Here is a 16,589-nt window from a genome sequence, read left to right as displayed (position 1 = left end):
GTGCTCTCCTTCAACCGATCACACGTGTGGCCGCGCCGGCGCGATCGGGACGGGTGCGCCGCAGGTCCGCGACGACGTTGACGCGCTTGAGCCAGCGGTCCCGGCCGTCGTAGCGCGGGCGGAAGGAACGCCGGCCGTGCACCACGTTGCGGTTGTCGACGAACGCGACGTCACCGGGGTCCAGGACGAAGTCGTACAGTTGCTCGTCGAGGTGGGCGATGATCCAGCGCAGCGCCTCGGACGCGTCGGCGTCGCCGTCCCGGGCGACCGTGAAGTCCCGGTCGATCCGCAGCACCGGTGCGTCCGGGCTGCCGCCGAGGACGGACACCGGCTCCTGCTCCTTCTGCTGTTGCGCGAGGCGGGCGAAGGCCTCCGGATTCGCCCCGCCGCCATCGGAGTTGTTGGCCGCGTCGTGGGAGGAGTCGGGGAGGATGTGGAACCGTTCCTGCGCCAGGACGTCGGCGATCACACCCGGCACCCGCGCGAGGTCCACACCCGCGAGCGTGGTGGGAATGCGCTCCGGTGACCGCAGGCAGTAGAGCCCGACGTAGTCCGCACGCGACGTCGAGAAGGCGTCCTCGGTGTGCCATCCCAGCTCCTGCTCGCTGCAGGAGCTGACCAGGCTGTCCTCGTACCCCGGGATGGGCAGCACATCGGTGATCACCTTGCCGTCCTGCTGAGTGGCCCACCCGATGGCGTCTCCCAGCAACGCCGCGTACAGGGACAGCAGTACGGCGTGCACCCGACTTCCCGGCGTGTCCGCGTCGCGCCAGTGCGTCGGGGTGTCCTCCAGGGCCGCCCCGTCCACGCGATTGCCCTTGATGACCAGCGCGTGCAACCTGTCCTGCAGCCGTGCCGAGTTGACGGCGGTCCTCAGGGATCTGGGCAGATCCGCGGCGAGCACCGGAGCGTCCCGCTGGAACTCCGGGGCTGACGCGCTCCCGTACGCCGACAGACACGTCTCGGCCAGCGCGAGGGCCTGGGCCGCCTCCTCCTGGGAGAGCCCGTACGTGATCACAGGCGGTTGGTCGTCGGTCGGGAGGGAGGTGGATGGGTCGGTCACGCTCTTGGTCATTGCTGTTTCACCCCCGGCCTGCGGCAGCGTGAGCCGCACAGGCCTGTCGTCGGTTGCGGTGGAGCAGTTCTCGGGCTGGTCATTTCGGCGTGCCGAGTGTTCCGAGCGTGCCGAAGGGAGGACCGCTGAGCCGTACGGTGCGAGCTGCGCACGCGTCGACATGGCGTGTCGGCAGTGGGCCGTCGGGGGACCGGGCAAGCCCCCGAGGATGCGCGGGGCGCCGGCCGACTCGGCAGGGTGTTGCCCCGCGGGTGCGACGGCGTCAGGTTGCCGTGGTCAGGTGGCCCCGGTGCCGCGGGTCTGCGGCGGGCGGCCGACGCTCAGGGCCGGACGTGAGCGGTGTGGTGTGCGCTCGAGGAGCTCTGCGGTCGAACGGTCTCGCGGCTCAATCAGATCAGAGCGGCCACGTCTGGCGCTGACATTGATCCCGCAGTCAACATCCTTTCCCAGGAATGGAATTGAGCTTCCGTATGCCGGAAATCTAGCGGCGGGGGGTGGGAGGGTCAACCGAATTTCGAATGGTTGATGCATTAGCCAAGCCGCTCCTCCGAACCTCTGTGCGATCAACTGAGGTCGACGAGCGCCGCCGATGGACTGCGGGGCTTCGAGCGCCGCGTACGGCTCGCCCATCAGCAGGAGTTCGAGCGCTTCCGCGTTGCGCACCACGCCGTCGGTTCCGTCGGATCCTTCAGCGTGACGCCACCCTCGGCGCCGGGTGCGATGGCACGAAGTGCTCTGTTCGGCCGCAGCGGTTGCCTGCGTCCCGCGCCGCCGAAAAGTATGTTTTTGCGTCCCTGGTGGTACGGGCGGGGTGCACGTGGTCGGATGTCCGCGACGGGGGCGGCGGGCGGAGCCGTAAGACGGCGCGCGGGGCCGTGTGAGCGCCGTGGGCGCACCGCGAGCGAACCGGAAGCGCCCTGTGATGATCCGCTCGTCATACGTAGCGTGGTCAAAGCGGAATGACCGATCTCCGGATCGTAAACCGCCGCATGCGCATGCAGACCGCACGTCCCCACAGCGAAAAGGAGTTCGACCATGACGTATGAGCGCCCCACCCTCACCAAGGCCGGCAGCTTCCGCAAGGTGACCGGGATCAAGAACACGGGGCCCAAGGACGTCCTCGGCGGCAAGCAGCTCCTCTGACATGAGGGCCCGGCCGCGCCGTTGAATCGGCGGCGGCCGGGCCCGACGGGGTGGCGGCACTCAGCCGCCACCCGTCCACCAGGCCACTTGCCTCCCGGCCACCTGCTTCCCGCACATCGCCGACCGAAGGCCGTAGTCGTGGAAGACTCCCTGTCACTCCGGGCCCTGCCCACCTGGTTCGCCGTCCTGCCCGACACCGACGCGGCCGCCACCGTCGCCGCCGACGCGCTCGCCCACGCCGGCCAGGCTCTGCGCCATCGATCCGGACGTCCCTGGCTCGTGGGGCGCTGGACACCCTCCAGCATGGTGGTGGGCGAGTGCGGAGGAACCCGCATCGCCGTGCTCGGCGAACACTCCGTCACCGCCGAAGCGGCCCGGCGCGCCGCCGCAGCCGTCGAAGGCACGTCCCTGTCGACGCTCGACCGCATCAGCGCCACCTGGGCCGGCAGCCACCACCTCGTGGCCAGCCGCGACCGACGGGTCCGGGTCCAGGGCGGCGTCGTCGGTATCAGGCGGGTGTTCTTCACCGATGCCGCTCTCCCGGCAGCCGGCGGCGTCAGTCTGGCCTCCGACCGGGCGGACGTACTCGCCGAACTGGTCGGCGCCCCGCTCGACGAACGCAGGCTCGCTCTCGAACTGCTTACCCTGGGCGTGCCGCACCCGCTGTCGGGCTCCCCGATGTGGAAGGGCGTACACGTCCAGCCCGGCGGTCACTACCTGACGCTCGATCCCGACGGACGGGCGCAGGAGACCCGCTGGTGGTCGCCGCCCGAGCCCCATCTGTCCCTGGCCGAAGGCGCCGTGCGCTTCCGGGAGGCGCTGACCGCCGCCGTCGCCACGCGCACACGCGGGCGCGAGCTGGTGACGGCGGACCTGGGCGGCCTCGACTCCACCGCCGTGTGCTGCGCCGCTGCCCGCGGGGACGCGAAGGTCGCGGCGTACACCGCCGCCATCCACGACGAACTCGGTGACGACGTGTACTGGGCGCGCCGGACCACCCAGGCCCTGGGGACGGTCGAGCACCACGTCGTCCCGGCGGCCGAACTGGCCATGACCTTCGATGGGATCGACGCACTCGACGACCTCCTGGACACCCCCAGCATCCTCACGGTCGACCGCAACCGCCGCATGCACATCGTCGCCCTGGCGGCAGCCCGCGGATCGAGCCTGCACCTGACCGGCCTGGGGGGCGACGAACTCCTCGCCGGAGCGCCCGCCCGCCTGCACGCGCTGCTGGGTACGCATCCCCTCACCGCCCTGCGGGACCTGCGCGGATACACCGCGAAGTACCAGTGGTCCCGATGGCGAGTGCTGCGCCAGCTGCTGGACCGCCGCTCCTACCGCGCCTGGCTCGGCCGGGTCGCCCGCGACCTGGACGCGCCCCCGGCCCCGGCGGACGAACCGCTGCTCGACTGGTCGGCGCCGCCCCGCATGCCCGGCTGGGCCACGCCCGAGGCCGTGGAGGCGGTGCGCGAGCTGCTCCGCACCCACCTCCCGGACGCCGCGCCCCGTGGTCGCGGGCACGGCGAGCACCGGGAGATGGCCGCGATGGACGGCATCTCCCAATGGACCCGGCACATCGGCCAGATGGCTGCCCCGCTCGGCATCACGGTCGCGGCCCCCTACTACGACGACCGGGTGATCGAGGCAGCCCTCGCCGTCCGGCCGCAGGAGCGGATCACCCCTTGGCGGTACAAGCCGCTGATCGTCGAGGCCATGCGCGGCATCGTCCCCGAGGCCAGCCGCACCCGCGGCACCAAGGCCAACGCCACCTTCGAGGAAGAGGCGGGACTGCGCCGCCACCGTGCCAGTCTGCTGGCCCTGTGCGAGGAGTCGCGCCTCGCCCGGCTGGGTCTCGTCGACGTGAAGGCACTGCGCGAGTGGTGCCGCCGCGCGCTGTCGGCCGAGAGCGAGAGCTACCTGCTGCACCCGACCGTGGCCTGCGAAGCATGGCTGCGTTCCCGGGAAATGAGGCCGTCCCCGAGGCGGCGCCCCCTGACGGAACGGGAAAGGTGATCCGATGTGCACGCTGAAGCCCGGGGTCCTGCTCACCGAGACCGAGTACGGCATGGCCCTGCTCGATCAGAAGAGCGCCGAGTACTGGACCCTCAACCCCACGGCGGCCGTCGTGCTCCGCGAGCTGCTGGACGGCCACGGCGCCGAACGGGCGGCAGCGGCCCTCGTCGAAGGGTACGAGGGCGTGGACACCGACGTGGCCGCACAGGACGTCATGAGCATCATCGAAGAATTCCGCTCCGCAGGGCTCATCACGCCGTAGCCGGCCACGGCCGCCGCGCCGTGGACCGCCGGCCGCCCCCGCTGAAGGGACACGCACAGATGTCGACCCCGGAAGCCGTTCCCTACCACCCTCGCTCCGTGCCCCTGGCCCGCCGCCTCGGGGCGCGCATGGTGATCGGCTGCGCCCACGTGCTGGCCACCCTGCCGCCCCGGCGGATCCGGGCCGTGCTGGCCCTGCTCCGCCGCGGATCCCGGCCCGCCACGCTGGCCGAGGCGGAAGCGGCCCGGGAGACGGTGCTCGCCGTGAGCCTCGCCGCGGGCGGGCACAAGGGATGCCTGCCGCGGTCCCTGGCCACGGTGCTGCTGTGCCGCTGCCGCGGCCGGTGGCCCACCTGGTGCGTGGGGGTACGCACCCGCCCGCCGTTCGCCGCGCACGCCTGGGTGGAAGCCGAGGGCAAGGCGGTCGGCGAGGGCACGCCGGCCGGATACTTCCAGCGCTTCTTCGCGGTGGACTGAGCCCGTGCCCCCTGCCATGCTCGCCCTCATCGGGCACCTCCGGCCTCAGCGCGGCCGCATGGGTGCGGGTGTCCTGCTGGGTCTGCTCGGGAGCGTGATGGGCTTGGCCCAGCCCCTGGCGGCCAAGCAGGTGATGGACGACATGGGCCGAGGAGGTCCGGCGTACGGCCCCGTGGTCGTCCTGAGCGTGCTGGTGGCGGCGGGCGGAATCCTCGCCGGCCTCGGGCACTACGTGCTGGACCGGTCCGCGGAGTCCATCGTCTGCACCGCCCGGCGCCGCCTGACCGACCGTCTGCTGGCGCTGCGCGTACCGGTGGTGGAGCGCACCGAACCGGGGGACCTGATCTCCCGGGTCACCTCCGACACGGCGCTCCTGCGGCAAAGCGCTCCCCAGGCGGTGTCGGCCGCGGTCACCGGCACCTTGATCACCCTCGCGACGGTGGTCATGATGGGCCTGCTCGACCCCGTGCTGCTCGGGGTCACGCTCGGAGTGATCGCGTTCGTCGGCGTCGTCGTCGCTGTCGTGTCCCCGCGCATCGGCCGGGCGACCCGGCATACGCAGGAGGCCGTCGGCCGCATGGGCGCCGCGCTGGAACGAGCCCTGGGCGCCTTCCGTACGATCAAGGCATCGGGTGCCGAACAGCAGGAGGCGCGAGCGCTGTACCGGGCGGCCGAGCACGCCCGGCGCACCGGTGTCCGCGCCGCCGCCTGGGAAGCGGTGTCCGCGACCCTCTCGGCGGTCGTGGTGCAGGTCTGCTTCCTGGTCGTGCTGGGGGTGGGGGGCGCGCGCGTCACCTCCGGCGCCATCGGGGTCTCCACCCTGGTCGCGTTCCTCCTCTACCTCTTCGCACTCGCCCCCCGGATCGGCCAACTGGTGGAAGGCGTCGTCCAGTTCCAGGTCGGTTCGGCCGCCGCTGCCCGGATCCTGGAGGTGGAGAGCCTGGAGGTCGAGAACCTGGAGGACCGGGGCGCGCACCGCGGCAGGGGAGGGGGTACGAGCCGGTCGCAAGGCGATCCGCTGCCCGCCCGCGTGGCCTTCCGCGAGGTCCGCTTCGCCTACCGCCCCGGGCTGCCCCTGGTGCACCACCGTGTCTCCTTCACCGTTCCCGGCGGAGGCCTGACCGCGTTCGTCGGCCCGTCCGGCACGGGCAAGACCACGGTCTTCTCCCTGATAGAACGCTTCTACGAGCCGGACGACGGGCACGTACTGCTGGACGGGAAGGACGTGCGGCAGTGGCCCCTGGCCGAACTGCGCGCCGCCATCGGATACGTGGAACAGGACGCACCCGTCCTCGCAGGCTCCCTGCGCGAGAACCTGACGCTGGGCGCGGTCGATGCCACGGAGGAAGAACTCCGCCACGCCCTGCGCCTCGTCCGCCTCGACGCGGTGACGGACCGCCTGCCCCATGGCCTCGACACCGACGTCGGTCACCGCGGCAGCAGACTCTCGGGCGGAGAGCGCCAGCGCGTCGCGATCGCCAGGGCCCTGCTGCGCCGCCCGAGACTGTTGCTGCTCGACGAAGCCACTTCGCAGCTCGACGCGGCCAACGAGGCGGCACTGCGCGACACCATCACCGACATCGCCGGCCGCATCACCGTCCTCGTCGTCGCCCACCGCCTGTCCACGGTCACCACGGCCGACCGCATCGTCGTGATGGAGGCGGGCCGCGTACGGGCGGTGGGCACCCACGCCGAACTCCTCACGGCGGACGCCCTCTACCGCGAACTGGCCACCACGCAGCTGCTGAACGGCCGGTGAGCGCGCCGGCCGTGCGATCACGGAGAGCGTCCGCCTTCCCTCGGCGAGCCTTTGGCGGGCGTGCTCGGGAGGAGGGTCCAGACAGTGGGGGGCATCGTGCCGGCCCCGGACGAGAAGTGCCCCTGAGCGGCGGGACGACCCGCCGATCGGCTGGCCGGCCGATCAGCGAGGCGGGCTCTCGGCGGGGAGGGGCAGGGACCTGATCAGCTCGGCGAGTTCGGCCCGGAAGAGCTTGTCGGGCGAGTGGGTCTGGGCGCGCAGGTGGCCGTAGATCTCCAGCGTGATCAGGCCGTGCAGGTGGCCCCAGATGCGCAGCGCCAGGGCGACTCCGGCCGGCGGGAGCTCTGGGAACGCCGGGCGGACCTTGTCCAGCAGGGCGGGGTCGAAGTCGTCCCAGTCGAAGCCGTCGTCGTGGGTGCGTTCGGCTTCGCCCCAGGCCGCGTCCGCCAGGCCGGTGATGCCGACGCAGACCCGACGGGCGGCGTCCGGCGCGGCGCCACCGTCCGGTGCCTGGTAGCCGGGCACGGGGTCGCCGTAGATGAGCCGGAAACCCTCGGGGTTGGCCAGTGTCCAGTCCCGGAAGGCGTGGGCCCATGCCTTGATCCGCTCCGCCGGGTCAGCCTGGGCGGAGGCGGTCCAGGCGGCGTCGAGCGCGTCGGCGAGGGCCGTGTAGACGTCGGCGATGAGGGCGGTGACGAGGTCGTCACGGGTGGCGAAGTACCCGTAGATGGCGTTGGCGGTCATGCCCATCTCGCGGGCGATCGCCCGGAGTGTGATCGCGGCGGGGCCGCCCGAGCGCATCAGCTCCAGGGCGGTGCTCTTGATCTCGGCGGTCGTCTCGGCCCGCAGCCGCTCGCGTCTTCCGTTGCTCCGGGTGCCTGTCACGGCGTCAGTCTACAGCGTCACCGAGCTGACCCCCGTACTGAAACTTCACGGCGTATAGTGCTTTCACGGCGTGAGGCTCCCGGCCTTCCGCTGCCATCCCGCACGACCACACGCATGAGCCAAAGGGGAGAACCATGCACATCGGCGTCATCGGAGCCACAGGCACGATCGGGAGCCGGGTCGTCACCGAGGCCCTCCGGCGCGGGCATCGCGTCACGGCATTCAGCCGGGACGCCTCCGGGGCGAACGAGGAGCGGCCGAACCTGGACTGGGCGAGTGTGGACGTCATGGACTCCGCGAGCATCGCCGCCGTGCTGCCCGGCCTGGACGTCCTGATCAGCGGTTTTCAGCCGGGCAACGCGGCGAAGGACTTCGCCGACACCGTCGAGCGCTCGATCGCGGACCCGAGCGTCTACGCCACCGCCGCCCGGGCCCTGCTCAAGGCCCTGGAGAGCCGGCCGCGCACCCGCCTGATCGTCATCGGCGGCGCCGGCAGCCTGGAGATCGAGCCGGGCGTCGTCCGCGCCGACCACGACGAGCTCATCCATGCGTCCCTCGACGCAGTCGGTCTGCCCCGGTCGTACGCCGCCGCCGTACGCGGTCACCGGGAGGCGCTGAACGTCCTGCGCGGCTCGAACCGACTGTGGACCTACTTCAGCCCCGCCGAGCAGATCGCCCCCGGCGAACGAACCGGCCGCTTCCGCATCGGCGGCGACCAGCCCGTACTGGACGCCGACGGCCTGAGCCGGATCTCCGCGGAGGACGCCGCGATCGCGCTGGTGGACGAGGTGGAGCTGCCCCGCTTCGTCCAGCGTCGGTTCACGATCGGGTACTGAGCCGAGCGCGGGACCCGTCGCCCGAGGCTCGGGCTTCGCGCGCTGCGGGCGGCCTAGATGTACCCCTCGCGCAGCGCGTAGGCCACCGCGTGGGCGCGGTTGCGCAGTTGGAGGCGGGTCGTCACGGTGTGGAGCACGTTCTTGACCGTCCGCTCCGAGTAGGCCAGCTTGGCCGCGATCTCTCCGGTGTCCAGGCCGTCCGCCACCAGCCGCAGGACATCGGCTTCCCGCGGCACCATCCCCATCGTCGCCGGAGCCGGGCCCGGTGCGCCGGGCGCGCTGCTCCGGAGACGTCCCATGTGGGCGATGAGCTTGCCCAGAAGATCAGCGGGGAAGTCGCCGTCTCCCCGTTCCGCGGCGAGGACGGCTTGGAGCAGGCGTGCGCCGGTGGCCTCACGGCGCCAGAGAATCGAAGTGACGCCGCAGGCGACCACATCGAACAGTTCCGCTTCTCTGAGCCGGTCCACGACCAGGACGACCCGGACGGCCTCGGCGCGGACGAGCCGGCGCAAGTTCAGCAGAACGGTTTCGTCCACCGAGTCGGCGAGCAGCAGTGCGACCTGGCTGGGCTCTTGCCGCGCGTCGTCAGTGAGTGCTATCTCCGGGTACGGACGGAGCTCGCTCACGACTCCGGCCCGGGAAATCGGGTCGGGCGCATGAATGACAACCGGAACCCGACGAAACGTGCTGACTCCGTCGACGCACTGAGTCACAGTTCACATCTCCTTGTTCTTGTGGCGGACCCGGATTGACGGACCCGTGGGACCGGGTCGGTTATCGAGTGCGCCGCAGCGCCATTGGCTTTCACTCTCCTCGACAGGGCCGTGGCGTGGCCATCGTGGGCGCCCACGAGATCGTAACCACGAGGACTTTAAGTGTCTTTGATGCCGGTGGCGTTGACGCGCCGGACGGCCCCGGGCGGCGCCGCTGCCTGCTGGTTGTGTGCGCTCCGGCTGCCCAGCACTCGTGGCACGCGAGTCTCGTGCCGTCGGCGGTCGTCACCGGGGCGACGCAGAATTCGAGAAGTGTTCTCCCGATGCCGAGATCCCTTGTTTCACCATTGAACGATTCACGAAGTGCCCCTGTCCGAAGGGCGGAAACCAATTGCTCTCCCTGTCGCCCGGGACTTCATGGAAGGCGCCGTCCGGCCCTCGGAGCGGCCCGGCTCGCCCTCGGGCAGCAGGCCGCCGGTCGTTGGCGGGGAACGTTTTCCCGCGTGTGATATGCAATGCGCCTACCGCCGCCGGCTGCGAGGCGGCCGGCGGCGCCCGCGAGGGGCTTCCCAGATGGCTGGACTCGGACATGTCTCTGCATGGGGGATATGTCCGAGTGAGATGTAGATCGCACGCATGTCAGGAGAGGCCTGAAATCGCCGTAGCACGCTCTTGCGTTCAGGGGAGTGGTACACAATGGCCTCTCCTCTCTGCGCACCGCACCATAATGTCCAGGAGCCCCACGTATGATCGTCAGTTCGTCGCGGGCGCCAGCCCCCGCTCAGTCCGGCGCGTTGTGGGAGCGGGCGGAGCCGCTGAGCGAGGCCAGGGCGGGGGTCGACCGGGCGCGGTCGGGCGCCGGTGAACTGCTGGTGGTCCGAGGTGCTACCGGAATCGGCCGCACCGCTTTGTTGGAGGAACTTTCCAGGGGCGCGGCGCTCCAGGGGACGACGGTACTGAGCGCCCGATGCTCCGATCAGGAATCGGACGCCGACTTCGGGGCGGTCCTCCAGCTGTTCGACGACCTCCTTCACCGGAAGCCGGTCGTGCCGCCGGCGGCGGGAGGCGCTCAGTGGGACGGCTCGCTGTACGGGGCGGATCTGCCGTCCCGGCTGTGGAGCCTGCTCCGTGCGAAGGCGGCGGAGGGTCCCGTCCTGCTCGCCGTGGACGACATCCACCTGGCCGACGAGCCGTCGCGTCGCTGGCTCGCCCAAGTGGCCCGGCGGCTGGACAAGCTGCCGGTCCTGCTGGCGGTGACGGAGCGCTGGCAGTACGACCTCGTCCCGCCGAAGCCCGCCTTCGCCGACCCCGCCGGCAGGCCGGCGCACGGGCATTGGACGTTGAGACCCCTGGGCCCGGCGGCTTCCACCGGTGTGGTCCGCGCGGCGCTGGGCGACCACGTACCGCAGGCTCTCGCCGAGGACTGCGTCCAGGCCTGTGCCGGCAATCCGATGCTGCTGCACGCCCTGCTCACCGATCTGACGGAGATCACCGGCGGCGGGCCGCTCCCGCCTCGGCTCCCGGAGAGCTGCGCCGAGCTCCATCACGGTGCCTTCGCCGGCGCGGTGTCCCGGTGGTTGCACAGTGCGGGCGCCGAGACGGCGGCCGCCGCCCAGGCGCTCGCCGAACTCCAGGAGGTGGAGGACGCCCTCGGGCTCCTTCCCCAGGTGGCCGGATCGGACCCGGCTCGACTCTGCGGATGGACCGGGGACCTCATCCGGCAGGGTCTCCTGCGGGCCACCGCGACGGAGGGCCGTCCGGTGTTCGCCCATCCTCTGCTGCGCGAGGCGATACGGGACTCCCAGCACCGGGACCACCGGACGAACCTCCGCCGTCGCACCGCTGAACTGTTGCACCGCCGGGGTGACCCGGAGGACGCGGTGGCGCGTCAACTGCTGCCGATCGGGGCCGTGGGCGAGCCCTGGGCCGCTGACGTGCTGCTCACCGCCGCTGCCCAGGCGGTCCGCGGCGCGCGGATCGATGACGCGATCGCCCTTCTGCGGCGGGCGCTCGAAGAACCACTGCCCGCCCGCCGCCGGGTCGAGGCCCTCTCGGAGCTCGGCTGTCTGGAAATGCAGGGCGAGCGCTCCTCCGGGGTGCGCCACCTCGCCGAGGCGCTGCGGCTGGAGCAGCACGTCGGAGGAAAGGTCCACGCCGCCACCGCGCTGAGCGCCGCCCTGGTGGCCCGGGGCGAGGTCCGTCTCGCCCTCACCGTGCTCGAGGACCTCGCCGAGGAGGCCGACTCCACGGGCTTGGCGGACGCGCTCCAAGCGGCGACCGCCCTCGTCTCCTCGCACGAGGGCGCCAGTTGGCTGCAGGTGGTGGCCGAACTCAAACGGATCGAGGAGCGGTCGCCCGGCACGATGGCCCCCACCGCTCGTGCGCTGCTCACCGAATACGACGCGACCGCCGGACACCTGTCGGCGGCCGAGGTCATGGAACGGGTCCGGTCGCTGACGGCCGAAGTGCTGGATCCGCTGATCGAGCCGTATCTCCTCGCGTCCACCGCCTCGCTGGCGCAGTGGGCCGATGAGCTCCCCGAGGCCGGCCGGCTGGTGGCACGCGGACTCGCCGACGACCGGTTGCCGAAGCTGCACCCCGGACGGCAGAGCCTGCTGAGCGTCCAGGCCGAGATCGCGGTGATGCGAGGCCAGTACGGCGACCTGCTGGCCGACACGACGCTATGGGGCACGCGCGGGGGACAGCGCGTGGAGCCGGTGCCCGACAACGCCCACCTCAGTGCCCAGGCCCTCATCGCGCTGACGGAGACGGGGCGGATGTCCGAGGCCCAGCGGCTCGCCGAGGCCGTCGCCCTGGGCGGAGCGAACGGGTCCTGGGAATGGAGCGAGTTCCTCTACGCGCGGGGGTTGTTCCGCCTCGCGTCGGAGGACCCCGGCGGAGCGCTCGCCGACTTCCTGGAGTGCGGGGTCCGTCAGTCCGCCCGCCAAGTGGAGAGCCCGGTCGTCACTCCGTGGCGCTCCGCCGCCGCCGACTGTCACGTCGCGCTGGGTTCGGCGGAGAAGGCGGTCCCGCTCGCCACGGAGGAACTGCGGCTGGCCCGGACATGGGGAACGCCTCGCGCCGTGGGCCGGGCGATGCGCGCCCTCGGCGCGTCGCTCGGCGGACGGCAGGGGCTGGAACTTGCCGAACAGGCGGTGGAAACGCTGCGGGACACCACTGAACCGCTTCCCGAACTGGTTCCCGCCCTCCTGTCGCTCGCGCAGGCGCTCCAGGGCTCCGGACAGCGGCAGCGGGCCCGTGAAGTGTTGCGTGAGGCCGCCCAGCGCGCCGAGCGCCTGGGAGCGGTCCGGCTGCACCTGATCGCGCGGGAAGCCCTGCGCCGTTGCGGCGCCCGTCCGCAACGGGCGAGCCAGACCGGGGTCATGGCGCTCACCTCCAGCGAACGCCGCATCGCCCTGCTGGTCGTGGCCGGGCACAGCAACAGTGAGATCGCCGCGCTGCTGCACGTGGCTGTCCGCACGGTGGAGACACATCTGACGCACAGCTACCAGAAACTCGGTATCCGCGGCCGGGCGGATCTGGCTGTCGCCCTCATGGACGCCGCATAGGTCCGCAGAACCCCACAGCCGTGATCAGTGCCGGTGTGCCGGCCCGGACGGGAACCGTGCGGGCCGGCACACCGTCTACTCGGCCGAGGTGAGGGACAGCAGCACGTAGTGCCGCAGCAGCCGGCCCGCGATCTCCCGGGTCTCGGTGTCCCGCCTGCCGTCCAGGCTGTAGGCGGTGTCCACCGCCCAGAAGATGAACAAGCACGTCGAGAGGTAGGCCGGCAGGTCCTCGCAGCGCAGTACGGACTCGGCCAGGTCCTTGATCAGCTGGGTCACCGAGCGTCCGGCGACGGCGGGGCTCATCCCGGCCAGGTCGTTGTGCCAGTCGGCGGGCGGCTGCTGGCTGCCGTCCAGGGTCGTCAGGTCGAGGACCCGCATCGCCAGGTCGTGGACCTGCCGCGCCTGGAGGGCGTCCGACGGCCGCGGCTGCTCAAGGCCGTCGCTCCAGCCCGCGAGCCGCTCCTGGAGGCGGTCCGGAGAGGCCTCACGAATGAGGTTGCGCGCCCACTTGCGCGGCTCCTCGTGGTTGTCGTGGTGGAGGATCAGGTCCAGCGGGCCGTGCTTGTCGAACCGCATCAGGCGCCAGACCAGGTCGAAGAACTCCTCACGGAGCAGGATGTCACCGAAGGGGATCACCTGCTCCCGGCCCCTGATCTCCTGGACCTTCGGCGCCTCGGTGGCGGCCGTCATCCACTCCTCGAAGCGCGGCCCGCTGAGCGTCTGCTCGTGCAGCGGCAGCGGAACAGGCCGTTCCGGAGTGTTGCGCCACTTCGTCAGCAGCTCGGCGATGTCACCGGCCGACGCCTGGAGGCTCGCGAGGAACCGCGGCTCGTACGCCTCGTCAGGGGTGCCGCAGGTCAGCAGCTCGCTCAGCGAGGCGTCCGCGGTGTCCTCGATGTCGCTCACCAGACGGCCGGGGTTGTCGGCCACCCGGTGGAAGGCGATGATGACGCAGCTGCGGGCCCTTCCGGTCGCGGTACGGAAGCGGTGGTGCACCAAGGAGCCCGCGGCGAAGACGCTGCTGAGCGGCCGGTCGGGGTCGGTGACCTCGACGACGGTCGGCTCGGCCTCGCCGTTGAGGCGCTTCTGGGCGGCGAAGACCTTGCGGATGCTGTCCGGGGTGGTGAAGATCGACGCGTTCTCACTCGACCACGGGACGCCTTCGCCGTCGGTCAGACAGGTGCGGGCCAGCTTGTGGGTGCCGGGCAGGAACGTGAAGTTCTGGCCCGCCGGGCCCTCCGCCGTACCGCGCCGCCAGGTGACGAGGATCTTGTACTCGTCGTTGAAGGGCGTGTTGTCGATGTGGAGCATGTTGTCCTGCGCCAGAACCGACAGCGGCTCGGCGTCCTTGGCCCGGGCATCGACGATCCGCACCGGCCCGCCGACGGCGTAGGAGATGAGGGCGACCATCAGCGGGTGCAGCAGCGGCTGGTTGACCTCGGGGTCGGTGAGCAGTCCGACGGTCCTGCGCAGGTCGACGAAGCGGTGGATGAAGCTGCCGCTGCCCTCCAGGGTCATGATCTCGTCGTAGCGCTCGACCAACGCCATGAAGTCCATGGTGGCCACGATGTCCGCGAGGACCACCGCGCCCTTGTCCGTCAACTGGCCGAGCAGGGCGCGCAGGCCGGCGCTCGTCTCGGCCGCGGTGTCGCGGTCCAGCGCCTCGAAGGCACGGTCGAGCTTCTGCAGGAGGAGCTCCCGGAAGGCTTCCTTGCCCTCCAGGTCACGGAAGCGCTTGTAGGCCCAGGGTGCGGGCAGCTCGTCGAGTGCCACCAGCTCGGGAACGATCGGCGCGGCGAAGTCCAGCGTGGGCAGGTCCTGCAGGGTGAAGCGTGCGAGCCGTACTCCGTCGGCTCGTTGTGCACGGGAGGAGGGGGAGGTCTCCTGCGGATAGGTGGTCATTGGGACGCCTTTCGTAGAGAGGGTGGGACGCCACGCCACGCCGCGCCTTGGGACGGCGGACGGGGATCTGGAAGGGGCGAGGCCCGTGGCGAGGGGGAGTCGCCGGGCTTCTGGGGCCGTCGGCTGCCGCGCCCGGCCTATGCCGTCCGCCCCTCGCCGGCCCGTCGGGCCACCTCGACGACCGGCAGGTGGGAGGCGCTGAGCGCGTGGCTCGTCAGAGCGCGCCAGCCGGCGAGGAAGTCCTCCATGGCCGGTGCGTCCAGGTGGTTGGCGGCGTGGACGACCGTCGTCGCCAGGCCTTCGGCGGTGCGGCGGGACCACAGGGACAGCCCGGGGGTCGTTCCGGCGAGCGGGAGGGGCAGACCGGTGGCGGGAGTGCCGGCGAAGAGCAGCGGCGCGTCGTCGCTGTCGTCGGCCTCGGTGTACTCGAAGAAGATGACGGTGGGCGGGCCCTGCTGCGGGACGCCGCCGGCGTCCAGGACGTCGCGGTAGCCGGGACCGCGGTGGTCCATGGCGCCCAGCAGGAGACGACGGGTCTCCGCGACGACGTCGTCGAAAGTGGGACGCTCGGGCAACCGGAAGCGGAGGGCCACGGTGGTGGACAGCCAGCCGACCGTGTGCTCCAGGTCGTCCGTTCCGCGCAGGTCGTCGGGGGTGCAGATCGTGAGGTCGTGTTCGCCCGTCACGGTGTGCAGGTGCGCGACGAAGGTCGCGGCATGGACCGTGAAGAGGGTGGTGTCGTGCTGCCGTGCGTACTCCTGCATGGCGTCGGCCGTGCCGGCCGGGACCAGGCTGTGATGCCGGAGGCCGTCGGCGGCCGGTTCTGCCGACGGCCGGGCGTTCGGCAGGTCGAGCTGCGGGAAGAAACGGTTGGCGGTGACCTCGGGCAGCCAGTAGGGCATGAGCCGGGCGTGCAGCTGTCGCAGGCCTTCCGGCCCGTGCCGTCGGCTCACCCAGTCGGAGAACTGGACGGCCACCGGAGGGAGTTCGCAGGTTTCGCCGGTCGCCGCCCGGGTGTAGAGGCGGGCCAGTTCCGTGCCGAGGATCTCCGCTGAGCGCCCGTCGGAGACGCTGTGGTCACTGACCAGCAGGAGCACCGACCGGTCCGGGGCTAGCCGGTAGAGCGCGGCGCGCAGCCGGGGCAGTTCGCGCGGGTCGAAGGGGAGGCCGGAGAACTCGGCGGCCAGGGCCAGAGCCCGGGGCAATCGGTCGTGCTCGGGGAGGCCGGAGAGGTCGTGCGACCGGAGGGGGACATCGCCCGTCGGCAGGACCGTCGCCTCACCCACCCCGTCCCGCATGGTGAACACCGTGCGCAGTGCGTCGTGCCGGGCCGCCAGGGCGGCGAGGGCAGTGGTGAGCCGGTGCTCGTCGACGGGACCGTTCAGCGAGACGCACCACGGCACGGTGCGCACGTGGGGCTTCGCGCCGAGGGTCCGGTGGGCCACGTCGCGTTCCAGCGACCGCTGCTGCGAGGGGGTCACCGGAAGGGGCGCGCCGGGGCGGATCCCGGCGTCTTCCGGGCGGCGCGTTCCGGAATCCGGCGCGGGCGCGGACCCGCGGTCCGTCAATTCCGCGAGGCTCACCGCGAAATCCTTCAGCACGGGGTTCCGGAACAGCAGTTCCAGCGGAACGGGCATCTCCAGTTCGCGGCGCAGTCCGAGACAGACCTTCGCTGCCTTGAACGAACTTCCGCCGAGCGCAAAGAAATTGGCGCTCGGATCCGGGTCGTCGGTACCGAGTACGGCGGCGCTGACTGCGCACACCAATCTGAGATGGTCCATCGCTATGCCTTCTCCTGCCCGACCTGCCACTGCTGCGGGGTCTGGGTGACGCGGGTCGTCCATAGATTCTTTTGCGGCGGATCGTCGACCGACAGGTACGGAAGGGAAGCGGTCGGTGCGTGAATACCTCGCGGAACAGGCAGGTGAGGCGGTCGCGGGAGGGCAGTCGAAG

Annotated in this window: 12 protein-coding genes; 7 read left to right on the top strand and 5 right to left on the bottom strand. The window is 71.5% G+C overall.

Going from position 1 to position 16,589, the window contains the following annotated elements; all coding sequences use genetic code 11:
* Positions 1 to 10: 10 nt before the first annotated feature.
* The gene (vioC, locus tag ACZ4WZ_RS00535) at positions 11 to 1,075 is read right to left on the bottom strand and encodes an arginine beta-hydroxylase, Fe(II)/alpha-ketoglutarate-dependent (protein WP_467883712.1); all 1,065 of its coding nucleotides are present in this window, start codon (positions 1,073 to 1,075) and stop codon (positions 11 to 13) included.
* Between the two features lie 1,035 nt (positions 1,076 to 2,110).
* Between vioC and ACZ4WZ_RS00530 the strand changes: the two genes are divergently transcribed.
* The 5 genes from ACZ4WZ_RS00530 (at position 2,111) to ACZ4WZ_RS00510 (ending at position 6,731) form a co-directional block, all read left to right on the top strand.
* The gene (locus ACZ4WZ_RS00530) at positions 2,111 to 2,218 is read left to right on the top strand and encodes a keywimysin-related RiPP (RefSeq protein WP_158688462.1); all 108 of its coding nucleotides are present in this window, start codon (positions 2,111 to 2,113) and stop codon (positions 2,216 to 2,218) included.
* A gap of 138 nt (positions 2,219 to 2,356) precedes the next feature.
* Positions 2,357 to 4,234 (top strand): lasso peptide isopeptide bond-forming cyclase, encoded by a 1,878-nt coding sequence (locus ACZ4WZ_RS00525; protein WP_467883711.1) that lies wholly within the window; start codon positions 2,357 to 2,359, stop codon positions 4,232 to 4,234.
* A gap of 4 nt (positions 4,235 to 4,238) precedes the next feature.
* Positions 4,239 to 4,496: a lasso peptide biosynthesis PqqD family chaperone gene (locus ACZ4WZ_RS00520; protein WP_467883710.1), complete on the top strand. Its 258-nt coding sequence runs from the start codon at positions 4,239 to 4,241 to the stop codon at positions 4,494 to 4,496.
* 59 nt (positions 4,497 to 4,555) lie between these two features.
* Complete coding sequence (locus ACZ4WZ_RS00515) at positions 4,556 to 4,972, top strand: lasso peptide biosynthesis B2 protein (protein WP_467883709.1); 417 nt, start codon at positions 4,556 to 4,558, stop codon at positions 4,970 to 4,972.
* Positions 4,973 to 4,988: 16 nt separating this feature from the next.
* A complete protein-coding gene (locus ACZ4WZ_RS00510; RefSeq protein ID WP_467884187.1) occupies positions 4,989 to 6,731 on the top strand; it encodes an ABC transporter ATP-binding protein in 1,743 nt (580 codons plus the stop codon).
* A gap of 162 nt (positions 6,732 to 6,893) precedes the next feature.
* Here the strand turns inward: ACZ4WZ_RS00510 and ACZ4WZ_RS00505 are convergent, their stop codons facing one another.
* Entirely contained in the window at positions 6,894 to 7,616 is a 723-nt protein-coding gene (locus tag ACZ4WZ_RS00505; protein ID WP_467883708.1) for a TetR/AcrR family transcriptional regulator, read from the bottom strand.
* Between the two features lie 134 nt (positions 7,617 to 7,750).
* On the opposite strand from ACZ4WZ_RS00505, the gene ACZ4WZ_RS00500 reads away from it, so the two are divergent.
* Positions 7,751 to 8,452, top strand: coding sequence for an NAD(P)-dependent oxidoreductase (locus tag ACZ4WZ_RS00500; RefSeq protein WP_467883707.1), 702 nt, complete (start codon positions 7,751 to 7,753; stop codon positions 8,450 to 8,452).
* 53 nt (positions 8,453 to 8,505) lie between these two features.
* On the opposite strand, the gene ACZ4WZ_RS00495 is transcribed toward ACZ4WZ_RS00500, so the two are convergent.
* Positions 8,506 to 9,165, bottom strand: coding sequence for a helix-turn-helix transcriptional regulator (locus ACZ4WZ_RS00495; RefSeq protein ID WP_467883706.1), 660 nt, complete (start codon positions 9,163 to 9,165; stop codon positions 8,506 to 8,508).
* A gap of 746 nt (positions 9,166 to 9,911) precedes the next feature.
* On the opposite strand from ACZ4WZ_RS00495, the gene ACZ4WZ_RS00490 reads away from it, so the two are divergent.
* Positions 9,912 to 12,734 (top strand): AAA family ATPase, encoded by a 2,823-nt coding sequence (locus ACZ4WZ_RS00490; RefSeq protein WP_467883705.1) that lies wholly within the window; start codon positions 9,912 to 9,914, stop codon positions 12,732 to 12,734.
* 75 nt (positions 12,735 to 12,809) lie between these two features.
* Here ACZ4WZ_RS00490 and ACZ4WZ_RS00485 read toward each other — a convergent pair whose 3' ends face one another.
* Positions 12,810 to 14,636 (bottom strand): hypothetical protein, encoded by a 1,827-nt coding sequence (locus ACZ4WZ_RS00485; RefSeq protein WP_467883704.1) that lies wholly within the window; start codon positions 14,634 to 14,636, stop codon positions 12,810 to 12,812.
* Positions 14,637 to 14,773: 137 nt separating this feature from the next.
* Complete coding sequence (locus ACZ4WZ_RS00480) at positions 14,774 to 16,417, bottom strand: condensation domain-containing protein (RefSeq protein ID WP_467883703.1); 1,644 nt, start codon at positions 16,415 to 16,417, stop codon at positions 14,774 to 14,776.
* Between the last annotated feature and the right edge of the window lie 172 nt (positions 16,418 to 16,589).

It is taken from the genome of Streptomyces sp. NPDC029122, from assembly GCF_055569445.1.
This window is presented reverse-complemented; position numbering and strand designations above follow the sequence as displayed.

Excerpts from the sequence above, each read along its gene's own strand:
- ACZ4WZ_RS00510 (WP_467884187.1), top strand. The coding sequence starts at position 4,989 with ATGCTCGCCCTCATCGGGCACCTCCGGCCTCAGCGCGGCCGCATGGGT.
- ACZ4WZ_RS00485 (WP_467883704.1), bottom strand. The coding sequence starts at position 14,636 with ATGACCACCTATCCGCAGGAGACCTCCCCCTCCTCCCGTGCACAACGA.
- ACZ4WZ_RS00490 (WP_467883705.1), top strand. The coding sequence starts at position 9,912 with ATGATCGTCAGTTCGTCGCGGGCGCCAGCCCCCGCTCAGTCCGGCGCG.
- ACZ4WZ_RS00500 (WP_467883707.1), top strand. The coding sequence starts at position 7,751 with ATGCACATCGGCGTCATCGGAGCCACAGGCACGATCGGGAGCCGGGTC.
- ACZ4WZ_RS00530 (WP_158688462.1), top strand. The coding sequence starts at position 2,111 with ATGACGTATGAGCGCCCCACCCTCACCAAGGCCGGCAGCTTCCGCAAG.
- ACZ4WZ_RS00520 (WP_467883710.1), top strand. The coding sequence starts at position 4,239 with ATGTGCACGCTGAAGCCCGGGGTCCTGCTCACCGAGACCGAGTACGGC.
- vioC (WP_467883712.1), bottom strand. The coding sequence starts at position 1,075 with ATGACCAAGAGCGTGACCGACCCATCCACCTCCCTCCCGACCGACGAC.
- ACZ4WZ_RS00515 (WP_467883709.1), top strand. The coding sequence starts at position 4,556 with ATGTCGACCCCGGAAGCCGTTCCCTACCACCCTCGCTCCGTGCCCCTG.
- ACZ4WZ_RS00480 (WP_467883703.1), bottom strand. The coding sequence starts at position 16,417 with ATGGACCATCTCAGATTGGTGTGCGCAGTCAGCGCCGCCGTACTCGGT.